We start from the raw sequence: 23,659 nt of genomic DNA on the forward strand, positions 1-23,659 counted from the left end.
AAGAAAATGAGGGATGTTCGATGGCTTTTTTACAAGCGAGTATTTATTCAAATGTGTTAGAAATGGAAGTATCCGTGAACGTTATTTTGCCGCAAAAAACAGAGAAAAAAATTGGTACAGCAACGAAGGGCAATCTGACGGATGTCCCAGTAATGTATCTACTCCATGGAATGGGCGGCAATCATAGTGTCTGGGAACGACGAACATCGATAGAACGCTATGTCGCTGATTTAGGATTAGCGGTGATCATGCCGTCTACTGATCTTGGCTGGTATACAGATACACGCTATGACATGAAGTACTGGACCTTTATATCAGAAGAATTGCCAACTATTTGTCATGAGTTATTTCCTCAATTAACAACAAATAGAGCCAAAACATTTGCAGTTGGCCTTTCGATGGGTGGTTATGGTGCGTTAAAACTCGGTTTAGCTAAGCCAGAAAGTTTTTGCGCTGTGGCTTCTTTGTCAGGAGCGGTAAATCTTGCTGACAGAATGGAAGACCTTTTGGCTGTTAGAGGAAAAGATTTCTGGGAAGGGATTTTTGGTCCTTTCGAGCAAGTTCAAGGATCAAACAACGATCCAATGTTTTTACTTGATCAGTTAGTTAAAAGCGGCAAAACACCGCCCAATATTTTTCTTTGCTGTGGTGAAGAGGATTTGCTTTTATATGGAAATAAAAAGATGGCATCGGCGCTGACTTCAAATAATATTGAACATACATTTGAAACAGGTCCAGGAAATCATGATTGGATTTTTTGGGATGCATGGATTCAACGAGTATTGGCGTGGTTGCCAGTAGAAAAATAAAGAAAAAAGCTTGGATGAAAAAATCTCCAAGCTTTTTGCGTATTTTAATTAGAGGAACGTATCTAAACCATTTAGAAACACACGTAAGGTTTTCATAAAAAAATCCTTTTGCTTTTCTTTTTGTCGGTATTGAATACTTTCACTGATATTGTTCAACTCTTGCTCTTGAACGTATTGTTTCATCAAAATAATTTGTTTTTTTAAATAGTCATCTCCAGCCATGACTTTATTGTATAATTTTCTTTCCTCCGACGAATCCATTAGCATACCAAACAATAAATGTTGTAAAGAAGTAATCGTCATATAACTTAATTCTATAGAGAACCCAGCTTCGTTTAAAATTCCAAGGATCGCATCAAGATTTCGTAAGCGAGATGGATAAGAAGGGATCGTTTGGATTTCGATTTCGGTGGCACAAGGATACTGTTGATACAGCTCATAATAGTTTTCCATATAAGCATAAATCGTTTCTTTCCAGTTTGCTTGAGGTTTTGGTGGTATAAAATGGTCCTCTATCTCTTCAGCCATACTTTGAAGTAAGGCTTGTTTGTTTTCAACATGCCAATAAATCGCTGGTGCTTGTATGCCAAGTCTTTGAGCCACTTTTCGCATCGATAGTTTTTCCAAGTCAGGTTTTTCTGTCAGCAATTGGAATGCTGCTTGAACGATTTTTTCTTTTGATAATTTTGAGTCCACATTTTCTCATCCTTTTATCTAAAAATAGAAACTAACTCCTTGAATTTCGCTGCTAAAAATGGTAAATTGTTATGCAGCCTAATTTTACAGTGTTAAGTTTGTGAATTGATAGAGGCAACCGTGTCTTGCCTACCTCACATAATAACACTAAATGATCATTGAAAGTTGCACAATGAATCAGATTAAGCTAGATTTACAAAGAAAGTTGGGATTAAGTGAGTATTATTATGGAACATGTCAAAAAGTACAAGCTGGAAGTTTCCATAGCCTTGATTACTGTTGTTGTCATGGTCATGTCGGCTTTATGGCAGCCTAAACTATTACAAAAAGTGCTAGAAGCAATTATTAAAGATGATAAGAGTCAAATGAAGGAACTTGGATTGTATTTGATCGGGATCGCAGGTTTGGGATTGATTGCCGGTGTCTTCAATACGATTTATTCTGCTAAAGTCGCACAAGGTGTGAGTGCTGATATTCGTGAAGCAACATTCCGCAAGATCCAAACATTTTCATTTGGCAATATTGAAGAATTTTCAGCAGGCAATTTAGTGGTTCGTCTGACCAATGATGTGACTCAAATTCAAAACGTGATCATGATCGCATTGCAGTCATTATTTAGAATCCCGATCCTATTTATCGGAAGTTTTATTTTAGCGATGATGACATTGCCGCAATTGTGGTGGGTGATCGTATTGCTTGTTGTAGCAGTATTTATTATCACAGCCTTATCCTTTTCTCAAATGGGCAAGCACTTTATGATCATTCAAACATTGATCGATAAAGTCAATGGCTTAGCCAAAGAAAATCTTTTAGGGATTCGCGTGGTTAAATCTTTTGTCCAAGAAAAAAATGAATTAAATCGTTTCACTAAGGTCAGTGAAGAATTGACGAAACATAATTTGATTGTAGGGACACTATTTTCTGTGATGATCCCATCATTTATGTTGGCAGCTAATCTAGCGGTTGTAGGATCGATTTTCCTTGTTAGTAACTTAGTTAAAGATGATCCAACTGTTATCGGCAGTATTGCATCATTTATGAGCTATTTAATGCAAATCATGATGGCTATCATTATCGGTGGAATGATGATGATGATGACTTCTCGTGCAGCTGTTTCTATCAAACGAATCAAAGAGGTGATGGACACTGTTCCAGCACTGACTTACAAAGATGTACCCGAACAAGAGTTAAATGGCAGTGTTGTTTTTGACCATGTTAGTTTCCGCTATCCAGGAGATGAGACTGATACATTGAAAGATATTTCATTTTCTATTAAACCTGGTGAGATGATTGGGATCGTAGGAGCTACAGGAGCTGGTAAATCCACGCTAGCACAATTGATTCCACGGTTGTTCGATCCATCTGAGGGAAGTGTAAAAGTTGGTGGAGTTGATTTGAAGGATGTTAATGAACGTAGCCTACGTAAAGCTGTGTCATTTGTTCTACAAAAAGCGATTCTTTTCTCCGGTACAATTTCACAAAATCTACGCCAAGGGAAAAAAGATGCCAATGAAGCAGATATGAGCCGTGCAACTGAAATTGCTCAGGCTAAAGAATTTATCGAGAAATTAGCCTTACAATATGAAGCGCCAGTAGCTGAAAGAAGTAACAACTTTTCTGGCGGACAAAAACAACGTCTATCCATTTCACGTGGTGTGATCGGAGATCCTAAGATCTTGATTCTTGACGACAGTACTAGTGCTTTGGATGCTCGATCAGAGCGTTTAGTTAGAGAAGCGTTAGATAACGATCTAAAAGAAACAACGACGATCGTAATTGCACAAAAAATTTCTTCTGTTGTTCATGCTGACCGAATTTTGGTGTTAGACAAAGGGCAATTAGTGGGTGAGGGAACTCACGAGGAGTTAGCGAAAACAAACCCTATTTATCAAGAAATCTACGAAACACAAAAAGGAAAGGATGAAAATAATGACTGATTTAATAAGAGCAAGTAAATTCTTTTTTCATTATTTAAAACGGTACAAACTTTCCTTCTTGTTTATTTTTGTAACAATTGTTATTGCAACCTATTTACAGGTGAAAGCACCGCAATTTGTTGGTGAAGCAATTCAAGAATTAGCCAACTATGTAGGAGCTTTGATGCAAGGCATAGATGATAAAAGCAAGTTTATCGACATTATCTGGAAGCTATTGATTTTCTATGTATTAACAAGTGCAGCTAATTTTATTTATAGTATTCTATTTACCCAAGTTGTTGGAAAGTCAACAAATCGGATGCGGATTGGATTGTTTAATAAATTAGAAAAATTAACGATCCGATTCTTTGATTCACATCAAGATGGCGAAATTTTGAGTCGATTTACAAGTGATTTGGATAATATCCAAAATAGCTTGAATCAAGCGTTACTCCAAGTCTTGACGAATGCTGCATTATTTGTTGGAATTTTGATTATGATGTTCCGTCAAAATGTTCAGTTAGCCTGGGCAACGATTGCCTCCACTCCTGTAGCGATTTTGATTGCAGTTGTTGTGATCAGTAAAGCGCGAAAATATGTTGATATTCAGCAAGATGAAGTTGGTAAACTGAATGGCTATATGGATGAAAAAATTAGTGGTCAACGAGTGATTATTACCAATGGCCTGCAAGAAGAAACGATTGATGGTTTCTTGGAGCATAATGAAACAGTACGTAAAGCAACCTTTAAAGGGCAAGTTTATTCTGGTCTACTATTCCCGATGATGCAAGGGATGTCACTTGTTAACACAGCAATCGTGATTTTCTTTGGTGGTTGGTTAGCGTTGAATGGTGATTTAGAAAAGACTGTTGCATTAGGTTTAGTTGTAACCTTCGTTCAGTATTCACAACAATATTATCAACCGCTGATGCAAATTTCTTCAGGCTACAGTATGATCCAACTGGCGATTACAGGAGCCCGTCGATTAAATGAAATGTTCGATGAACCAGATGAAATCAATCCAAAAGATGGCAAGCAAATCAATGGAATCAACGAATCAGTAGCATTGAATCATGTTGATTTTGGCTATGATCCAGAAGTACCGATTTTAAAAGATGTATCGATCAATGTCAGCAAAGGCGAGATGGTTGCGTTAGTTGGTCCGACAGGTTCAGGAAAAACAACGATCATGAACTTGTTAAATCGTTTTTATGATGTAAATAACGGTTCAGTTACCTTTGATGGAACAGATATTCGAGAAATCGAATTAAGCAGTTTACGTTCGCATGTCGGAATCGTATTGCAAGACTCTGTGTTATTTTCTGGCACGATCCGTGCCAACATTGCTTTTGGGAATCCAGAAGCGACTGAGGATGAGATCATTGCTGCAGCCAAACAAGCGAATATTCATGAGTTTATCATGGAATTAGAAAATGGCTACGATACAGAAATCACTGAAGAAAATAACGTTTTCAGTACAGGTCAAAAACAATTGATCAGTATTGCTAGAACCATCATTACGAATCCGTCATTATTGATTTTAGATGAAGCGACAAGTAATGTAGATACCGTTACAGAAGCGAAGATTCAAAAAGCGATGGATGAAGCAATCAAAGGTAGAACAAGCTTTGTAATTGCCCATCGATTGAAGACGATTTTGAATGCAGATCGCATCGTTGTTTTGAGAAATGGTGAAGTGATCGAAGAAGGAAATCATCATGAACTATTGGAGCAGGATGGTTTTTATTCAGAGCTTTATCATAATCAGTTTGTATTTGAATAAACGGCTAAAAAAACTTGAGCCTTGCGTAAAGCGAGACTCAAGTTTTTTATTTACATACTCTGTTTGTTAAGGCATCTTATTTTCTCTCAATACAAAACAAAATCGGCGGGTTATTCTTCTGATTAATAAATTGATAAGTCAGTACACTGTATTCTTCTTGTGGTAGTTGTTGACAATAGTCTTGTACCATAGCCAATTCAGCTTCACCACCAGTATGTCCATAATAAACAACTAAAACGATCCGTCCTTTAGATTCTAATCTAGCAAGAAGGGCATCTAAAGCTTGTTTCGTTGTATCTGGTTTTGTGATGATCTGCTTATCACTTTTAGGCAGGTAGCCTAGGTTGAAAATAGCAGCTCGCAATGTTGTTTCTTTTGGGATAATCGTTGCGATTGTTTCATGACCTTGATGGACTAGACGTACTTGCTCTCTTACTCCTGATTCCACAAGTTTTTTCTCAGTATTTTGCAGCGCTTGTTCTTGAACATCAAAAGCATAGACTAACCCATTCAAGCCGACAAGTTGCGCCAGAAACGCTGTATCATGTCCATTACCCATTGTAGCATCCACAACCGTATCACCAGTTTGAATCACTTCTTTTAACAATGTATGGCTAAAACGCATCGCAGTTTGTAGCATCAAATAAGAACCCCCTTTGTATCACGGACATTATAGATTCCTTGCATACTATTGCGCTGTTTCATTTCATCATCGATCGCATTTAATACTTCCCATTTTTTCAAGCTCCACATAGGACCAACTAAAGCATCAGTTGGAGCATCACCGGTCAGTCGATGAATCACGATCTCTGGCGGGATCATCTCTAACTGATCACAAATGACATTGACGTAATTTTCTCGAGTCATCAATTGTAGTCGACCTTCATGGTAATCACGTAACATTCGTGTGTTTGTCATTAAATGTAGTAGATGCAGTTTGATTCCTTGGATATCCGAATCAAGAATTGTTCGGCGTACATTTTCACGCATCATCTCTAAACTTTCACCAGGTAATCCGTTGATTAAATGTGTACAAACACGAATATTATGTTTGCGCAATTTTCCAACGCCCTCTAAATAGGTTTGATAGTTGTGAGCTCTGTTAATTGTATGACTAGTGGTTTCGTACGTCGTCTGTAGCCCTAACTCGACCCACAAATAAAAACGTTGATTCAGCTCAGCTAAATAATTGACGACATCATCAGGCAAACAATCTGGACGGGTACCAATCGAAATACCGACAACACCTTTTTCATTCACAACTTGCTCAAATCGATGTCGAATTACTTCGACAGGTGCATGGGTATTAGTGAAATTTTGGAAATAAACGATATATTGATCGACCTGAGGCCATTTTTTATGCATCATGTGCACTTCTTTTTGAAATTGAATCGGCAAGGGATCTTGAGGTGCTACGATCATATCTCCTGATCCAGAAACACTACAAAAAGTACACCCCCCTTTTGCAACTGTCCCATCACGGTTCGGGCAATCAAATCCGCCGTCTAAAGGTACTTTGAAGATTTTTCCGCCAAACTGTTGACGTAAAGCATAATTCCACGTGTGATAACGTTTGTTGGGATCTTCAGTATAATCAAAATCAGACATGTTCATTCTTCTTTCTATTGTTGTTTGCTTTTAAAACGCCAGATAAAGCGTTTTTCTAAATAAATCGGATAGGTCATTAATAGCCAAGCTAAACCAAAACAGAAGCCACCTAAAACGTCACTCGGGAAATGAACCCCAGCATAAATACGGCTGATACCGATCAGTAAAATACCAAAACCTAAGATAATTTGTAAAAATAAACAAAGTTTTTTTTGTTTAATAAATTGCGGTAAAAGTAAAATAATCGTTCCATATAATAACACGCTTCCCGTAGAATGCCCGCTAGGAAAGCTGTAACTATGTTCTGTGACCAAATGATCCAAGGTTGGACGCGGCCGCATAAATACTAACTTGATCAATGGATTCGCCACACCAGCAATCAAAGCTGTATTGATCAAAAGCCAAAACATTTCTGCATAGTATTTTCCTCTATAGAAGATGAACGCAATCGCAAAAGTAAGTATTCCAACAGTCAAAGGATCTGCAAATTTTGTATACCAAATAAAAAACTGATTGGCAGAAGGATAAGGCGTCCGTACGAGTGTGGTGATGGTTTGGTCAAACCCTTTCAACCAGCCAGGATAAAAACGGACGACATAACCTAGGAACATAAAGACAACTAAAAAACAGCTGCCTGCAAATTGATAGTATAATTTATTTTTCATAAAAGATCCTTTCCAAATTAGCTAAAATTCATTATAACATCAAATAAATAAGAACACATCTGAGAATATCGAAAAAAAGAAGCCTATACAAAAACTTTAAAAGTTCCAGTATAGGCTCTAAAAGCGATAGAAAATTAATCATCTTCTCCATCTTCATACTCTGATGGTCCCTCAACCGAAATATCACCAGAATTTGTTTGCAATGTAAATGTTTTCGTTCCTTTTCCTCGTGTATAAGAAGTTCTCTCTTTACCAAAAATCATACTGTCACCTAGCTTAGTTTTAGTTTTGATCGTTACGTCATATAAAACTTCTTCTGTATGCAAATCAATACTACCTTGTTGTGTTTCGACAAACAATTCTTTAGGAATCTCAGTTCCATATAATGAAAAATCACCATTGATGCTTTTGACTTTCGCTTGACCTTTAAGATCAGTTACTTGGATTTCACCATTGGTTGATTCGATTGTAGAAATTCCTTTGGCAGTATTTATATAGATATCGCCAGACGTACTAGTAGCAGACCAAGTAGAAGCAGCAAAATCATTTACTTGAAGCTTACCGTTTGTTGTTTTAAGTGTTGCTTTGTCGGCTCGAACCTCACTATAAATATTAAGGTCACCATCAGCTGTTTCTATCGCTAATTTTTCTGCATTGATATCATTCACATTAATATCTGGATTATTCAGAGTGATGTTTAATTCTTTTGTTTGAACCGTTGAAAGATTGATTGTTCCAGTTGCTTTACCATCAATGATTAAACGCTCAGTATCATCTGGAATCGTTAAGGTTACGGCTGAACCTCTATCAAAAAGATCAAATTTTAATCCGTCAAATTCCAGTTTTTTCTTGTCACTGTTTGCTGAAATAGCTAATTGATTGTCTTTTTCTTTAACATCTAGTGAGCTTTCAAGTGAAACTGGTACAGAACTTCGAGTCTGCATCGTTACCTTATTTGTATTTTCGGTCAAAATATAAAATTCAGCATTCCCTGAAAGATCAAGATGAATTTCTTTTGTACTTTGTTTATTTTTTATTTCGTAATTTTGCGTTTTCATGTCTGTCATAGAATGTTCAGCGCGTCTAAAATAAACGGCACTGCCTATTCCGCCGATGATCATAGCTAAAACTCCGATGGTTAGAAAAAAAGCAGTTGTCTTCTTCATACTAAATCTCTCCTCTTAAAACGCGAATATTCCACTGTAGATAGTGTCTTAGCACTTTTCCAAAGAATTTCGTTAAAGGTGTCAGAATCAACAATCCGATAACTCCGGCACCAGAAAGAAAAATACTAAAGAAGAGCTGGAACATAGTGCCATCATTAAAGCCAGCAAAAACGGAGATACCTCCTAAAATTGGTGAAAATAAGAAAAGAACAGCAACCAACCAACCAGAGAATACAACCATGATAGCAGCAAAAATCATCCAAAACATAAAAAGAAAATTAAATGCAAGGACACCTGCAACCTGACAGAACCGAACGAATCCGCTATGATGTGGACGTTCATAAGAGCGATATGTATCGTCATAAGGATGTTCCGATGCTTCTTCATAGTAATAGTCATCATTTACAATTGGCTGAATTTCTTGCCAGCCATCTCGTTCCAATTTTTTCTCTGGAACATTGATATTAAATTCTTGTAAGATTTCTTCAGCGATTCCTCGTGGTTTTCCAAGGCTCTTGGCAATTTGTTCCTCTGTTTCTCCAGCCGCGGACCGTTCTTCAAAAATTGTTTCATATTTATTTAAAATAAACGATTGCTGTTGAGTTGTCAGAGGTTTTAAATAGATCTTCAATTCGATCAAAAAGTGTTCTTTATTCATTTTTTTCCCCCATTTCATTTTACGATCCTGTAACTTCTTCTCCACTATAATTTTTTTTTGAGGGAATAACAAGCCCTTAATCCAAAAATCAGCCTAAGGTAAAGAAGGGAATCAGTCTTGAGACCTAGTTGTTAAAAATGAAAAAGGATTTAAGTAAAATAATAATAAATAGAATAGGTTTTTATTTGCATTTTATAGGAAGAAAAGATTAAAAAATATTTCTATTTTCTTTGAAAAAAGGGTATACTATAATTTAAAGAATACTTTTTTTAGAAAATTCGGAGGATATATTATGGAGAAGTACAAATTGTCAAGAAAAGAGCGGAGGAAGGCCGAACAGAATAAGTTTGCTTATGGCCAGTTAAAAAAAGGGACAACTGTGCTTAGTTCCGCAATCGTGGTTTCATCGATTGCTGCACCGATTGTCGCACCCAAAATAGCTGAAGCCGCAGAAGATCAAGATGCTAGTGCACAAGTAAGTTACTCAGATACACCTACACATACAGAAGGCGTTCAAACACAAACGACGACTGACACAAACGATTCGATGACACAAGAGACAGAAACGACAGCACCTGAGTCTTCAAGTGAAGAGACGTCTGGAACACAAGAATCATCTGAATTAAATACATCAGAAACAACCCAAAGTACTGAGCCTACTGAAACGACAGAAGCATCAACTGACTCTTCAACAACTGAAACCGAAGAACCAGAAGTACCAGAAACACCAAATCTTGCGATGCGTTCAGCATTTTCTGCACAATCTAGAAGTATCAGTCCAAGTACGTTTATTGCTGATATCGCTGGACATGCCCAATCTGTAGCCGCTGCAAATGATTTATATGCTTCTGTAATGATGGCTCAAGCAATTCTTGAAAGTGACTGGGGAAGAAGTACTCTTTCTGCAGCACCAAACCATAATTTATTCGGGATCAAGGGGAGCTACCAAGGACAATCAGTTACGATGAAAACTTGGGAAGTACTCAATGGTCAATGGGTTCAAGTCAATGCTGCGTTTAGAAAATATCCTTCCTATTCAGAATCATTTAGTGATAATGCATACGTTTTGAGAAACACATCATTTCAAGCAGGCGTTTATTACTATTCTGGTGCTTGGAAAAGTAATACAAATTCATACCGAGATGCAACTGCATGGTTAACGGGACGTTATGCAACAGACCCTAGCTATAATTCAAAACTAAATAATATTATTACAACGTATAATTTAACACAATATGATACTCCTTCATCAGGCGGTGGTAATACTGGTGGAAGTACAGGAGAAGGTAATACAGGCGGTAATGGCAATACAGGAGGCAACACAGGTGGCGAGACAAGCGGCCAAGATGTGACACATACAGTAAAAGCTGGTGATAGCCTTTGGGCATTGTCTGCTAAATACGGCACATCGATCGCAAACATCAAGAGCTGGAACAAGCTTTCTAGTGATGTCATTTATGTGGGTCAAAAACTGATTGTGAAAAAAGGCTCTGGCAATACAGGGGGCAACAATAACGGTAATACTGGCGGTAATACAGGAGGCTCTGGCAACACGGGTGGTTCTGGTAATGCTGGAACAACAAACACGTACTACACAGTAAAATCAGGTGACTCATTATGGGCGATTGCCAATGCAAATGGTATTAGTCTTACTAATTTACGCCAATGGAACAATTTAAGTGGAGATATGATTTATCCTGGACAAAAACTAATTGTGAAAAAAGGTGCTGGTAACGCTGGTGGTGGTAGCACAGGCGGCAATACTGGCGGTTCTGGTAACACAGGTGGTTCCGGCAATACTGGAACAACAAATGCGAATTACACAGTAAAAGCAGGCGACTCATTATGGGCGATTGCCAATGCGAATGGTGTTAGTATTGCTAATTTACGTCAATGGAACAATCTTAGCGGAGATATGATTTATCCTGGACAAAAATTGATCGTGAAAAAGGGTTCCGGCAGCACTGGTGGTAATACGAGTGGCGGCAATAGCGGCTCAACAGGTAGCACAGGTGGTTCAAATAATGCTGGAACAACAACAGGTTCGTACACAGTAAAAGCAGGTGATTCTCTTTGGGCAATTGCCAATGCGAATGGTGTAAGTATTGCTAATCTACGTCAATGGAATAATTTAAGCGGAGATATGATTTATCCTGGTCAAAAATTAATCGTGAAAAAAGGAACTGGCGGCTCTGCTGGCTCATCGAATACTGGTAATCAAGGCGGCGGACAAACAACAGGTTCGCATTCTGTAAAAAGTGGCGACACTTTATGGGGACTTGCTCAAAAATATGGAACCAGCGTTCAAAGAATCAAACAACTAAACGGTTTATCTGGCGATATCATTTATATTGGTCAAACGCTGAAAGTAAAATAAAAGATTGAACTTGACTTGAATATTTGGTAGTATGATAGCATACAGAATATAGCGAAACAGTGAAAAGGAATAGTAGAAAGAACCATGTTTTAGAGAGCGTATGGTTGGTGAAAATACGCACAGAAGCTTTCGAACTCGCCTTTGAGTTATTTTACTGAACAAGTATAAAAAATCCACTTTACTAAGTAAAATCGGCGGCGGTCGTTACAACGCTGAGGCTTGTATCTATACAAGTGAATTTAGGTGGTACCACGTTGTCAATTATACGTCCTATAGGAGTTTTTCCTGTAGGGCGTTTTTGTTGCAAATCACAGGGAGCGAAGTAACCATACTAGTGAATCACCAAAAGCCTAGATCTAAAAAAGTTAAGAGATGGTAAGTAAATCACCATTAAGGTCTTAAATGATCAAAGCTAGGCTACGCCAGAGTAGATGAGATGATGCACAATACAAAACGTACAATGGCAGTAAAGTTAAATCGCCACTAAAACATACGAATAAAAAAGCTACTTAAACAGGAGGAGAAAAACGTGAGTTACGACCACAAGCAAATCGAGAAAAAATGGCAAAAATATTGGGCAAAGCATAACAGCTTTACAACCCATGACGATCCTAGCAAGGAAAAATTCTACGCTCTAGATATGTTCCCCTATCCATCAGGACAAGGACTTCATGTCGGACATCCAGAAGGGTATACAGCAACAGATATTTTATCTCGAATGAAAAGAAGTCAAGGATACAGCGTTTTACATCCAATGGGCTGGGATGCCTTTGGGTTGCCAGCAGAACAATATGCACTTGACACAGGAAATGATCCAGCTGAATTTACGAAAAAAAATATTGAAACATTTAAACGTCAAATCAACTCATTAGGCTTCAGTTATGATTGGAATCGTGAAATCAATACAACTGATCCAGAATATTACAAATGGACACAATGGATCTTTACTAAATTATATGAACATGGTCTGGCTTATGAAGCAGAAGTTGCTGTTAACTGGGTGCCAGAACTTGGTACAGTGATATCAAATGAAGAAGTCATCGATGGAAAAAGTGAGCGCGGTGGCTATGATGTTGTCAGAAAACCGATGCGCCAATGGATGTTGAAAATCACTGCTTACGCTGATCGTTTACTAGATGATTTAGAGTTAGTAGATTGGCCAGAAAGCATTAAAGACATGCAGCGTAATTGGATTGGACGTTCTGAAGGTGCGAATGTCACGTTTAAAGTAGCGAGGACAAACGAGGAGTTTACAGTATTTACGACTCGTCCAGATACATTATTTGGTGCGACGTATACTGTTTTGGCCCCTGAATTAGAATTGGTGAAAAAAATTACTACACCTGAACAAAAAGAAGCTGTAGAAGCTTATATTGATGCTGCTTCGAAAAAATCCGATTTAAATCGGACAGATTTAGCTAAAGAAAAAACTGGTGTCTTCACAGGTGCTTATGCAATCAATCCAGTTAATGGGGCTGAAATCCCAATCTGGATCGCAGATTATGTTTTAGCTTCTTATGGAACTGGGGCAATTATGGCTGTTCCTGCTCATGATGAGCGTGATTTTGAATTCGCAAAAGCATTCAATATCGATATCATTCCAGTATTAGCAGGAGGGAATATCGAAGAAGCACCATTCACAGGCGATGGAGTACACATCAATTCTGAATTTTTAGACGGTCTGAATAAAGAAGAAGCAATCACTAAAATGAACGAATGGTTAGAGGAAAAACACGTAGGGAAAAAAGAAGTTAGCTATCGCTTACGTGATTGGTTGTTTTCTCGTCAACGATACTGGGGTGAGCCAATTCCTGTAATCCATTGGGAAGATGGGACAACTACAACTGTTCCAGAATCTGAATTACCTTTAAAATTGCCAAAAACAGATGATATCAAACCAAGTGGAACAGGGGAATCACCACTTGCAAATATTACTGAATGGATCAATGTAGTTGATCCTGAGACAGGTAAAAAAGGCAAACGCGAAACCAATACAATGCCGCAATGGGCAGGAAGCTCGTGGTATCATTTACGCTATATCGATCCTCATAACAAAAAGGAACTTGCTAACTATGAAAAACTAGAACGCTGGTTGCCTGTCGATATTTATATTGGTGGAGCAGAACATGCAGTACTTCACTTATTGTATGCACGTTTCTGGCATAAATTCTTATATGATATCGGTGTTGTACCAACAAAAGAACCTTACCAAAAATTGTATAATCAAGGAATGATTTTAGGACAGAGCTTCCGTGATAGCCGTGGTGTATTAGTTCCTACAACGATGGTGGAGAAACGTGATGGCGTTTGGGTCAATATCGAAACAGGCGAAGAACTTGAAGAAGCACCAGCTAAGATGAGCAAATCATTGAAAAATGTTGTGAATCCTGACGATGTTGTGGAAAAATATGGAGCAGACACCCTTAGAATGTATGAAATGTTCATGGGGCCTCTAGATGCATCGATTGCTTGGAGTGAAAATGGACTAGAAGGCAGTCGTAAATTCTTAGACCGTGTGTGGCGCTTGATCGTGGATGAAAATAATAAAATGCGTGACCGTATCACAACAATAAATGACGGGCGTTTGACTAAAGTCTACAATCAAACGGTCAAAAAAGTGACAGAAGATATGGAAAATCTACATTTTAACACGGCCATTTCTCAATTGATGGTCTTTGTTAATGAAGCAAATAAAGTAGATGTCTTACCGTATGAATATATTGAAGGCTTTGTTCAGTTACTAGCACCAATTGCACCTCACATCGGGGAAGAATTATGGGCTATTCTTGGAAATGAAGAAAGCTTAACCAGTGCTCCTTGGCCAGTTTATGACGAAGCCGCGTTGGTAGAAGATGAAGTGGAAGTCGTTTTCCAAGTGAACGGAAAAGTTCGTGCAAAACTAAATATTGCTCGAGGCTTAAGTAAAGAAGAACTGGAAGAAAAAGCGTTAACCGCTGAAGAAATCCAATCATTTATTGAAGGGAAAACAGTTCGTAAAGTGATTGTTGTGCCAGATAAATTGGTAAATATCGTAGCAAATTAAAGAGTAAAGAAACAGAGATGCTGAATAAAACCAGTATCTCTGTTCTATTTTACTATCAATTAAAAAAGGAGCAAGTAAATGATTAGTCATGTAACCTTTATCGTTCAAGATTTAGAAAAAGCCACACTATTTTTTGAAACAATATTTGATGCAAAAGAAGTGTATTCAAGTGGCGTAGACACGTTTTCGATAGCGCAAGAAAAATTTTTCTTAATCGATGATCTTTGGATAGCAGTCATGCAAGGAGAATCATTACCAACAAAAACATACAACCACATTGCCTTTAAAATCACTGAAAGTGACTATGAGACTTACTTAGATAAAATCAATTCTTTAGGGTTAGAAATAAGAGCTGGTCGCCCGCGAATAGCTGGAGAAGCAAGCTCGATTTACTTCTATGATTTCGATAACCACTTATTTGAACTACACACAGGTACACTAGCTGAACGCTTAAAAAGCTATCAATCAGTTTCAGAATAACCCTATTTTGCACAATCTATGGGATCATGCTACAATATAACTAAGAAATGACGAAGGTGGTGAATAAGTACAATGGTCAACATGCCAAAAATAACAGCGGGTTTTTCATATATAATAACGTACCTAGCTTTTTGTCATGTTATTATTTCCGATTTTTTATCTCAAGGGACAAGTGTGTCCAAAAAGGGATAAAAAATTAAATAAAACAGACCATTCAGACTTATTTACTTGAAAGTGACTAGTCATAAAATAACGAAAAATCACTACATGTTAATTGCTTTGTGTGATGAACTAGGCAATAAATAGTATGAGCTACTAGTAGATAATGAAGGTTGAACGAAGAACATTGTTCAGCCTTTTTGCGTATGCTAAAAGTTAATAAAAGCATTGCTAAAAAAAGAAAATGTCTATTTTTGTCGATCTGTCTGAATGGCAGAAAGAGGAGTATATGTTAGTACAATTACAAAAAATAACTAAAAACTATGGAACAGTACCACTATTTGAAGCGTTGAATCTACAAATAAATAAAGGGGATAAAATCGGACTGATTGGAGCAAATGGCTCCGGAAAATCAACTATTCTCAAAATCATTACAGGGCTTGAAACGGTTGATTCTGGAACAGTCAGCTGTAAAAAAAATAGTCATATTGGTTATTTGGTTCAAATGCCAGAAGCGAGCGAGCAGCAGGTCAAAGAATATTTATTAGCAACTTTTACAGAGCTAAATTTGATTCAAAAACAATTAACGTATTTAGAAGAAGAAATGGCGATCTCGGGCTGTGATCTGGAAAAGGTACTTACTCGCTATGGTCAAAAGCAGGAAGAATTTCAACAAGCTGGCGGATATGAAATAGAAAATAAGCTGGACATGATTACCAATGGATTAATGATCAAGCACTTAATGACGAAAAAACTTTCAGAATTAAGCGGTGGGGAACAAACGATTGTTAATTTAGCTAGAATTTTATTGCAGGAAAATGATCTTGTCTTATTGGATGAACCAACGAATCATTTAGATACCAAACGAATTACTTGGCTGGAAGGCTATTTATCTCACGAAAAAACGGCTTATTTGATCGTTTCTCATGATCGCTTATTCTTAGATCATACAGTAGAAAAAATCGTTGAATTGGAAGATGGACGTATACAAGAATACAAAGGAAACTATTCTACCTATAAAAAACAAAAAGAAGAACAATTGGAGAAATTGAGAAAAGACTTTGAACAACAACAAAAGGAAATTCAAAAGCTAAAACTAGCGATTCGACGCTTTCGCCAATGGGGACATGAAGGGGATAATGAAAAATTCTTCAAAAAAGCCAAACAATTGGAGAAGCGTTTAGAAAAAATTCAAAAAATTCCTAAGCCTAAAAATGACTCAAGTAAATTAGGAAAAACCTTTACAGAAATGAGCCGTTCTGGCAAAGAAGTTCTGCAATTTAAAGAACTTTCAAAGTCTTATGCTGGAAAAGTCTTATTTGATAAGATCGATTTCTCCTTGTTTTGGCAAGATCATGCGGCCATCATAGGGGAAAATGGCTCAGGAAAAAGTACATTATTGAAACTTGCTTTAAAGTTAGAGCATTTTGAAAGTGGAGAAATCAAGCAGGGAACGAACCTTCAAATTGGTTATTTGCCTCAAGTAATCGAATATGAAAGACCGAACCAAACGGTTTTACAGTCCTTCAGTGAAGCTTGCTCACTAGTCGAACAAAACAGCCGTCAAGCACTCGCAAAGTATTCTTTTTATAGTGAGGATGTAACGAAACAAGTACGATTTTTAAGTGGTGGTGAAAAAATTCGTTTAGAATTAGCTAAGCTAATGCATAAAGAGGTCAACTTTTTAGTGTTAGATGAGCCTACCAACCACTTAGATATCGAAACGAGAGAAGAAATCGAAGAGATTTTAGAAGAATTTAAAGGCACAATGTTAGTCGTTTCCCATGATCGATTCTTTCTACAAAAAATGTTCGAGACTTTTTTAATGGTTGATCAACATAAAATTAGAAAAAAACTAGGAACGTATATGGACGTAATAGCAACAGCTGATGAGTAAGAAAATTGGGTAGGAAGAAGGACGTTTCTGAAATATAACTTTGCGAGTCATATTCCAAATACGTGGAATCCGAATAAGCGGTTGATCAGAAGCAACTACTACGCTTTGCTTCGATCACATCAGCTAATGCATACACTTTCACAATTATTCAAAAAACAATGTGAAGCTAGCCAAATTCTAAGTGCTAAAGCACTAAGAGTTGAAGGCTTCGGAAATAAGCTGAAATTCACGAAAATTATTCTTCAAATTTTTTGTGAATTTTAGCTTATTTCGTGAAGGTAAATACTCCTGTTCCACCCTCGTTTTCACATGGATCTTAACGTTGCTTTTTAAGACTATTCAAAAAAATATCAAAAAATAGAGATATTTTGAAGTACTTAAAAAAAACTTAATATATGTAAAAAAGCCGAATAAGTACTTTTCAATAGCGTAAAAAGATATAAAGTTTAAAATTATTTACTAAGATGTATATATAAATTAAATGAATAATAAAAAACTGATGTTATTAAATTGAAATTATCTAAGATTTACAATACAATAATAAAGCAAGGGAATAAAATACCTGTTTTGGTTTCTAAAAAAGGAAGGGAGGACTGTCGTGAAAAAAAATAACCACTTGATATTTATCTGTTTTATCATTTTAACTCTTTTTCCATTTGATTGGTCCTACGCCATAGAAACCAGTCTAACAGTCGAAGAAACTTCAGAAACAACGGAGATGACTGAGGGAACAGATACTGAGCAACTGTCAGATTCTGAAGAACTAGCGGCAGAGGAATCGTCAGTTACGCAAAATTCTACTACTGAAGAGACAAATAGTGTAGAAAAAGAAAAAATAACAGATAATATCGATATGAATGCTATATCAAATGAAGATGAAACAGAAAATGTTACACAAAGAGTTTTGAAGATCGCTTCCCAAGATGAAGATGGCTTTTGGTTAGTGGACTCGGCTGCTACGTTGACTGAGTATCTGAAGGATAGTCAGAAACTAAACTTTCGTTTAACCAATGATATCAATTTGGGTTCAACTGGCTATCAGCTTAGAGACAAGATGATCATTGATGGTGCCAATCACATTATTACATATAATAAAGGCGGTACAGCTGCCAGTGGTTTTTATGCAAACCAAGCAAATGCTGTTATCGAGATTCGCAATACACAATTTGGTAATAGCGATGGATCAGGTGCAGTTGGGTATTACGGGATTATAAGTGGGATATCAGCAGCTAATATGACATTTATCTTTGATAGTGTCGATTACTATTCCACCAATGGTCAAATGATTTATAACATAGATGGATCAGTCATTATGCGAGGACAGAATACGATTGACCAAAGAGGTACGAGTACATATTCCCAGGAATGGGCAGAGATCAATTACGTAGAGATTCAAAGCGGTCATACATCAATCAAACACTCAGGTACAACAGAAGCTTTCATCTGGTCATCAGGCACCTCTTCAGCTAATCCACATGCAAGAACTTCTCAAATCGTAGTGAGAGAAGATGCACAGCTTGATGTACAAACGAATGGAAATGTGATGTATGGTTCCCTCTCACCAAGTTATGTTGTTGAAAAAAATGGTGTGTTCAATTTGGACAAAGTTACGCTAGCGTCAACAAGTTCAAGAAACCGATTTTTCGCCGCCAACCTAACTCAACCAGTTACTTTTGATTTTAAAGAAAATGCTCAAGTGAATTTTAAATTACCTTTACCGATTAACCTTTATACAGCTAAGGGAGGAATGACGATAGGAGAAAATGCTGACGTTTCAATAGATGTCGAAACTGGCAGTGTCTTCACGACGTCCTCATCTAGCACCTTTGCTCTCACTATGAATAGGGTAAAACAAGCTTCATTTGCAGGAACTAGTCTTGGAACTCTTGGACTAAATGGTGCGAATGGAGTAAATAATTTATCTTTTACAAGTAACTACTTACAAAAAATAGAAACATTCTCAAACAGAATAAGTAGCGCACCCGAACAAGAGATATTGAAGAATGCTTCAGATTTGAGTGTGCAAGGAACGAATTTTACGAATATACAAGGTTCTATTGACCCATTTAATGCATCAGAACTACTTGCTTTAAAAAATTCACAGAAAATTGTATTTAGTGAATTTATAGATGTTCCAGATCAATTAGAATTATATGCTCTTGAGGCATCGGATACTTCTATTTCGTTATCTGGAAGTTCGATGAATAATGGAAGTCCAGCAACTGAAGTAAAATTCTTCATTTTTTCTGATGAAGAGGATGCAAATGATTTGAGGAATGCAAGGCAAATTGTTACGTTAAATTCATTTGATGGTCAGATAAACACAGCAGTAAAGTCACATTACAATGTCGTAGTGGATGGTCTAAATCCAAACACACTCTATTGGGCTCAAATGATGGTGATCAATCAAGCTGGAGAAAGCGCGTTTTCTGATACTGAATTATTTGCTACAAAACCGCAATTGAGTAACCTCACAGCGGATGTCACAACGACTACTGCATTTATCAATGGTGAATTGGCAAGTGATACAGGGAAGTGGACGGACTATTCTAACGGGGAGGCCGCAGCAATACCTGGTCAACAGGCGGACTTTGGAGCCAAGTATCGACAAGTCACAGTGGAGTATAGCAAAAATAAAGATTTTCCAAAAAATGAAACAAGCACTCAAATTGCGGATCTTTCTGGAGATAAGAATCAAAAATTTAGTACGAAATTAAAAGGCCTTGATGGAGATGTTACGTATTATGTGCGTGTAAGAGTTGCAGGTGTTTACGGAGAAGAAGTCGTTTTATCAATGACACCTCTAACTGAATTTCAAACGGTAACGGAAGTCATCAAGGTGGAAGTACCGATTGAAATGGCTTTTCAGACAAAAAATAGTGATTTAGGTACTTTAAATGAAGGAGAAGTTACTTCAGCAGACTATCCAATTATCAATAAAGGAAACACACCTACTAAAATATCTATAACGAATCTGATCAAGGAAAATACAGACGCAAACCAATTGTTGTTACTAGATAACCTTTCTGGAAACTCAGGGCAAAATGAACTTGCTTTACAAATGCTGATCAATAATGACCAAGCATCCCCACTTTTTTTAACGAGTGATTTAGCAAGCAATCCTTTATCGATCGGTACATTGAATGCCAATGAACAAAAAAATCTGACGCTTAGAGGAAAGTATTTCAACCCAACGAAACAAGCGATCTTTCCATCGTATAAGATGACGTTTAAAGTTGAAAAAAATGAAGAATGAGAGGGATTCTATGGATAAAACAACTCAAACTGATGAAGAAAAAAAGAAAAAGAAACGACTACTGCTCATACTCTTACTACTCTTGTTAGCCGTTTCAACAGGCGGCTTATACTATTATTTTTCAACTAAAACCGAACCTGTCCAAGTTGTTTCAGGAGACTATTTGCCAGAGACAAAAGGTGCTAAGAAGATGAGTGATAAAGAAGTAAAAGAAGCAGAACAAAAAGCCGTTGATGCTAGTAAGTTTAATATGGTCATCAAATCAGAGGCCGTATTTGAAACAGGTGATAGTGAAGGCAGCTTATACATTCAAAACCCTGTCGAAAACGGGTATCCAATCAATGTTGTGATTCGTTTAGATAGTAATGATGAACAAATTTATTCCTCTGGTGCAATTCAGCCAGGGTATGAAATAAACGGAGCCAAACTTGATAAAACACTTGCTCAAGGAGATCATCCAGCAACCGCCACATTTGATATTTATGATTCGAAAACTAATAAGAAACGTGGACAGGTACAAGCTGGGATTACAATTCGTGTCAACAACTAATATCGTTATTTAGCAGGTTTTCTGTTAAAAATAAATCATCTAACACATAGAGGGAGAAATAATATGAAAAAAACGAACTTTTTACTTACTGCAATGATGCTAGGTCTAAGCGTATCAGGGTTAACACAACTAGCTTCAGCTGAAACGATCGATGGTGAAAACTCAGCAGATGTTATTATCAATGGAACGATTGGTAAATTAGATAATACAGATCCAGATACAAACATTCCAGAAGGTTCTGATGAATGGATCAACGTTACGGTCGATACAGCAACAGCATTCCACACAACCACTGCAAGCGCACATAAAAACATTGAGTCCGCTGATTATAGCATTACAAATAATTCAGGTCGTGGTGTTGCTGTAACCTTGAATAAAATGGTGGGAACACCTAAATATGTCGACACACTAACAATCAATGCTAAAGGTGACGGTTTAGTGGCAGCTCCTGCAGCTACTAATTTAGTTGAAAGTAATGCATTAGCTGATTTGACAAGTGCACCTGTTTGGATGCGTTTGGCGAACAAAGATGGTCGTTTGAATATCGATACAGATGCAGCATCAGCATTTGCAAATTCTGCAAAATTCTACTATACAGGAACAACTGTTGCAGATTTACCAGCAAATGTTAATGAAAATACGACAGCAGAAAACTACACATTGACATTGAAATTCACATCGATCCAAAAAGATGGGACAACACTTGGTGTAACACCATAATTCAATAAAGGACTGTGATAAACAATGAAGCAATTTAGTTGTCACATCATGATGATTATTCTTTTGGCTTGCAGCGTTGGTTCCCATCAAGAAATTGTCCAGGCTACTACTACTGAGGTAGAGGTGAACGGACAAATTGGTGGAACAAAAGCCAATGCGCAGCCGCCAAAAGAGTTAGAACCAGAAACAGATACCAAATTAGCACAACCAAAACAAACACACATAGAACTAAGAAAATTTCCAAACATGGGTAGTATTATAGAGAATGTTATCCCAATCGGATTGCTACTAATATTGATCTATTTAGTACTCAACAGATGGAAAGCACATAGAAAAACTATATAGGTGGTAAGGGATAGAAACAAAACGATTCGCGTTTTGTTTCTATTTGCTGTGAATCACTACGATTGTCTAGCCAGAGTAGATGATGAACAGTACTTGGCGCCCAAAGGAAGCGAAGTCACCGTCCAAGGAATCACTACGATTGTCTAGCCAGAGTAGATGATGAACAGTACTTGGCGCCCAAAGGAAGCGAAGTCACCGTCCAAGGAATCACTACGATTGTCTAGCCAGAGTAAATGATGAAGTACACGGCAACTAATGGAGGATACAAAAAACAAAGAATCACTATGAAAAACGAATGAAAAAGCAATTGACAGCGTTTTCTTAGTATGTTATATTTAGTGTAGTTAATGGAATTGTTACTGATTTTTTCAGGCATAACCATAATATAGTAAAGATGATAAAATCGTTTTTTATCGTTCTTGCTATGTTATGGTTTTTCTTATTTTACGTTGTTACTGTTTCAATTGTCTGACTTCGTGGTTTAGCATTACGTTTTTAGAATTATCTAGCTTCACGAGCTCGTTCAGCTTTTAGAATGGAGGTGGAACATGCATATAAAAAAACGGATCAATAATAATGTGGTATTAGCGGTAGATGGAGAATTAGAGGTGATCGTTGTTGGTAAAGGCTTAGGCTTTCAGGTTTATCCTAATGATCCTGTAGATATAACGCTGATCCAGAAAGTCTATCTGCCTACTGAAAAAATGAGTGTTAAGCAAATGGCTGTTTTATTGAATGAAGCAAGTTTTGAAGAGATTTTATTGGTGGAGAAGATAGTTAAAATTGGTGAAGCTGAGCTAGGTAGAACAATCAATCCAGTTATTTTATTTAGTTTATTGGATCATCTATTATTTGCTTTTAAGCGGCATGAAGAAAACTTGAAAATTCGTAGTCCAATCGAATGGGAGATCAAACAATTTTATCCAAAAGAAGTTGAAGTTGGTTTGCAGGCAATCAGCTTAATAAAGGAAGAAAAAGAGATTGTTTTAGCCGAATCAGAAGCTATCTTTATTGCGATGCATTTTGTGAATTATCAATTTGATCAAGAGTCAATGGAGACAACCATGGATTATATGGAAGCGATGGGGGATATTACACAGCTCGTTCGGTACTACTTTCAAGTAGAGTTAGACGAAACTTCAATCAACTATCAGCGTTTCTTAAATCATTTACGTTACTATTTAATGCGTTTGAATACGCAAGAAACGATGAATCCACTTGATAATGAGGAAATCGTTTTGACTGTTAAAAAGAAATACCCAAAAGAATTCAAATGCAGTTTGAAAATTAGCAATTATTTAGAAGAACGCTACAATAAACAAGCTACCTTCGATGAACAGTTGTACTTAACCTTGCATTTGGTTCGCTTGTTGCATTCGTAAATATCAATACAAGGATTCGTTACAGTTTGGCTGGCAAAACCTGTTTGAAAAGGATTATTTTCTAAAGAAAATAGTTTTTTTGAACAGGTTTTGTTTTTTTATGAAAGTGTTGGATATAAAGAAATTATTGAGTAGAAAAGAGGAGAAAA

18 protein-coding genes and 1 other annotated feature are annotated in these 23,659 nt (G+C 37.0%); of the genes, 12 read left to right on the plus strand and 6 right to left on the minus strand.

The window, feature by feature from the left end; all coding sequences use genetic code 11:
- The first annotated feature begins 20 nt into the window (after positions 1-20).
- Complete coding sequence (locus tag ATZ35_RS07810; protein ID WP_208930258.1) at positions 21-809, plus strand: alpha/beta hydrolase; 789 nt, start codon at positions 21-23, stop codon at positions 807-809.
- A 48-nt stretch (positions 810-857) separates the two neighbouring features.
- Here ATZ35_RS07810 and ATZ35_RS07815 read toward each other — a convergent pair whose 3' ends face one another.
- The gene (locus ATZ35_RS07815; protein ID WP_208930259.1) at positions 858-1,505 is read right to left on the minus strand and encodes a TetR/AcrR family transcriptional regulator C-terminal domain-containing protein; all 648 of its coding nucleotides are present in this window, start codon (positions 1,503-1,505) and stop codon (positions 858-860) included.
- 227 nt (positions 1,506-1,732) lie between these two features.
- On the opposite strand from ATZ35_RS07815, the gene ATZ35_RS07820 reads away from it, so the two are divergent.
- Both ATZ35_RS07820 and ATZ35_RS07825 read left to right on the plus strand, forming a co-directional pair.
- Complete coding sequence (locus tag ATZ35_RS07820; RefSeq protein ID WP_425250083.1) at positions 1,733-3,442, plus strand: ABC transporter ATP-binding protein; 1,710 nt, start codon at positions 1,733-1,735, stop codon at positions 3,440-3,442.
- Positions 3,435-5,204 carry an ABC transporter ATP-binding protein gene (locus ATZ35_RS07825; protein WP_208930261.1) on the plus strand — a complete coding sequence of 590 codons (1,770 nt, stop codon included), beginning with the start codon at positions 3,435-3,437 and terminating at the stop codon, positions 5,202-5,204. Before ATZ35_RS07820 ends, ATZ35_RS07825 begins: the two co-directional genes overlap by 8 nt.
- 76 nt (positions 5,205-5,280) lie before the next feature.
- On the opposite strand, the gene mnmM is transcribed toward ATZ35_RS07825, so the two are convergent.
- From mnmM to ATZ35_RS07850, 5 genes are all read right to left on the minus strand, one after another.
- A complete protein-coding gene (mnmM, locus tag ATZ35_RS07830) occupies positions 5,281-5,844 on the minus strand; it encodes a tRNA 5-(aminomethyl)-2-thiouridylate-methyltransferase MnmM (RefSeq protein ID WP_208930444.1) in 564 nt (187 codons plus the stop codon).
- Positions 5,844-6,812 (minus strand): tRNA modification radical SAM protein MnmL/YtqA, encoded by a 969-nt coding sequence (gene mnmL / locus ATZ35_RS07835; RefSeq protein ID WP_208930262.1) that lies wholly within the window; start codon positions 6,810-6,812, stop codon positions 5,844-5,846. The genes mnmM and mnmL overlap by 1 nt, the downstream gene beginning before the upstream one ends.
- Before the next feature lie 14 nt (positions 6,813-6,826).
- Positions 6,827-7,477, minus strand: a complete 651-nt coding sequence (locus tag ATZ35_RS07840) for a phosphatase PAP2 family protein (RefSeq protein ID WP_208930263.1) — start codon at positions 7,475-7,477, stop codon at positions 6,827-6,829.
- A 134-nt stretch (positions 7,478-7,611) separates the two neighbouring features.
- Positions 7,612-8,643, minus strand: a complete 1,032-nt coding sequence (locus ATZ35_RS07845) for a DUF4097 family beta strand repeat-containing protein (protein WP_208930264.1) — start codon at positions 8,641-8,643, stop codon at positions 7,612-7,614.
- Between the two features lies 1 nt (position 8,644).
- The gene (locus ATZ35_RS07850; RefSeq protein WP_208930265.1) at positions 8,645-9,301 is read right to left on the minus strand and encodes a DUF1700 domain-containing protein; all 657 of its coding nucleotides are present in this window, start codon (positions 9,299-9,301) and stop codon (positions 8,645-8,647) included.
- 292 nt (positions 9,302-9,593) lie between these two features.
- Between ATZ35_RS07850 and ATZ35_RS07855 the strand changes: the two genes are divergently transcribed.
- The 9 genes from ATZ35_RS07855 (at position 9,594) to ATZ35_RS07895 (ending at position 23,510) form a co-directional block, all read left to right on the plus strand.
- Positions 9,594-11,678 carry a muramidase family protein gene (locus ATZ35_RS07855; protein ID WP_208930266.1) on the plus strand — a complete coding sequence of 695 codons (2,085 nt, stop codon included), beginning with the start codon at positions 9,594-9,596 and terminating at the stop codon, positions 11,676-11,678.
- Positions 11,679-11,728: 50 nt separating this feature from the next.
- Positions 11,729-11,954 (plus strand) — a binding site (T-box leader).
- Positions 11,955-12,207: 253 nt separating this feature from the next.
- A complete protein-coding gene (gene leuS, locus ATZ35_RS07860) occupies positions 12,208-14,721 on the plus strand; it encodes a leucine--tRNA ligase (RefSeq protein WP_208930267.1) in 2,514 nt (837 codons plus the stop codon).
- Between the two features lie 78 nt (positions 14,722-14,799).
- Positions 14,800-15,201 carry a FosX/FosE/FosI family fosfomycin resistance hydrolase gene (gene fosX / locus ATZ35_RS07865; RefSeq protein WP_208930268.1) on the plus strand — a complete coding sequence of 134 codons (402 nt, stop codon included), beginning with the start codon at positions 14,800-14,802 and terminating at the stop codon, positions 15,199-15,201.
- Between the two features lie 448 nt (positions 15,202-15,649).
- On the plus strand, positions 15,650-17,257 hold the full coding sequence (gene abc-f, locus ATZ35_RS07870; protein ID WP_208930269.1) for a ribosomal protection-like ABC-F family protein: 1,608 nt from the start codon (positions 15,650-15,652) through the stop codon (positions 17,255-17,257).
- Positions 17,258-17,855: 598 nt separating this feature from the next.
- Entirely contained in the window at positions 17,856-20,513 is a 2,658-nt protein-coding gene (locus ATZ35_RS07875) for a fibronectin type III domain-containing protein (RefSeq protein ID WP_208930270.1), read from the plus strand.
- A 10-nt stretch (positions 20,514-20,523) separates the two neighbouring features.
- A complete protein-coding gene (locus tag ATZ35_RS07880) occupies positions 20,524-21,063 on the plus strand; it encodes a hypothetical protein (protein ID WP_208930271.1) in 540 nt (179 codons plus the stop codon).
- A gap of 63 nt (positions 21,064-21,126) precedes the next feature.
- Positions 21,127-21,783 (plus strand): hypothetical protein, encoded by a 657-nt coding sequence (locus ATZ35_RS07885; protein WP_208930272.1) that lies wholly within the window; start codon positions 21,127-21,129, stop codon positions 21,781-21,783.
- Between the two features lie 24 nt (positions 21,784-21,807).
- Complete coding sequence (locus ATZ35_RS07890; protein WP_208930273.1) at positions 21,808-22,128, plus strand: hypothetical protein; 321 nt, start codon at positions 21,808-21,810, stop codon at positions 22,126-22,128.
- Between the two features lie 548 nt (positions 22,129-22,676).
- Positions 22,677-23,510: a PRD domain-containing protein gene (locus ATZ35_RS07895; protein ID WP_208930274.1), complete on the plus strand. Its 834-nt coding sequence runs from the start codon at positions 22,677-22,679 to the stop codon at positions 23,508-23,510.
- Positions 23,511-23,659 lie beyond the last annotated feature (149 nt).

Source organism: Enterococcus rotai (assembly GCF_001465345.1).
GTDB classification, from domain to species: Bacteria; Bacillota; Bacilli; order Lactobacillales; family Enterococcaceae; genus Enterococcus_L; species Enterococcus_L rotai.